The sequence below is a fragment of the Achromobacter sp. Marseille-Q0513 genome, from assembly GCF_018195695.1.
In the GTDB taxonomy this organism is placed as follows: domain Bacteria; phylum Pseudomonadota; class Gammaproteobacteria; order Burkholderiales; family Burkholderiaceae_B; genus Achromobacter.
This window is the reverse complement of sequence record NZ_JAGTJY010000392.1, coordinates 1-941: the sequence shown is the minus strand read 5'-3', so window position 1 is coordinate 941 and position 941 is coordinate 1. Positions and strand designations below refer to the sequence as shown.

Genomic DNA, 941 nt, shown 5'->3' with positions numbered 1-941 from the left:
ACGGGCACAGGTTGGGGGCCACTATAGGCAGCGGCCAGTCATCCGTAAAATAGAAAGATCGGATCAATTCATAGAGAAAAGCCATGAATCTCTCTGCCCGCCAGCTGCGCGCCTTCGTGGCCCTGGCCGACGAGAAGCACTTCACCCGGGCGGCGCAGCGCTGTCACCTGACGCAGCCCGCCTTCAGCGCCCTGATCCGCCAGCTGGAAGACAGCGCCGGCCTGCGCCTGTTCGACCGCGACACGCGCAACGTCGAGCTGACGGCGGAAGGGCGCGTGCTGGAGGCCTCGGCGCGCCGCCTGCTCGCCGACATGGAACTGGCCATGGACGATCTGCGCGACCATGCCGCGCGGCGTCGGGGCCGGGTGACGCTGGCCGCGTTGCCGTCGCTGGCGGCGGGCTGGCTGCCCGGCCTGCTGGCGGGCTTTCGCGACCGGCATCCCGGCATCTTGGTAGACCTGCGCGACGCCTTGCTGGATCCCTGCCTGGACATGGTCCGCAGCGGACAGGCGGATTTCGCGGTGGCCTCGGAACGGCCGGACATGAGCGAGCTGGTCAGCGAATTCCTGTACGCCGACCGCTATTTCCTGGTGTGCCGTGGCGATCACCCGTTGGCCGGCCAGGAACAGGCGCGTTTGCGCGACATCGCGCGCTATCCGCTGATCCAGCTTGCGCGCGGCAGTAGCGTGCGCAAGCACCTGGACGCGGCCCTGGGCGCGGCCGCGCCGCCGCCGGTGTTCGAGGTGGAGCATCTGGCCACCGTGACCGGGCTGGTCAGGGCGGGGTTGGGCGTGTCGGTGGTGCCGGCGATGACATTGTTCCATTTCGGCGGCGAGGACTTGCGCATCGTGCCGCTGGCCGGACGCGCGCTGACGCGGCCCCTGCACCTGGTGCGGCGCGAGGGGCGCAGCCTGTCGGTGGCGGCGCAGGTCATACAAGCC

General features: G+C 69.6%; 1 protein-coding gene. It reads left to right on the top strand.

Going from position 1 to position 941, the window contains the following annotated elements:
• Window positions 1–83: 83 nt before the first annotated feature.
• A partial coding sequence (locus KDH83_RS30850) for a LysR family transcriptional regulator (protein ID WP_212322868.1) occupies window positions 84–941 on the top strand: 858 nt, incomplete at its 3' end.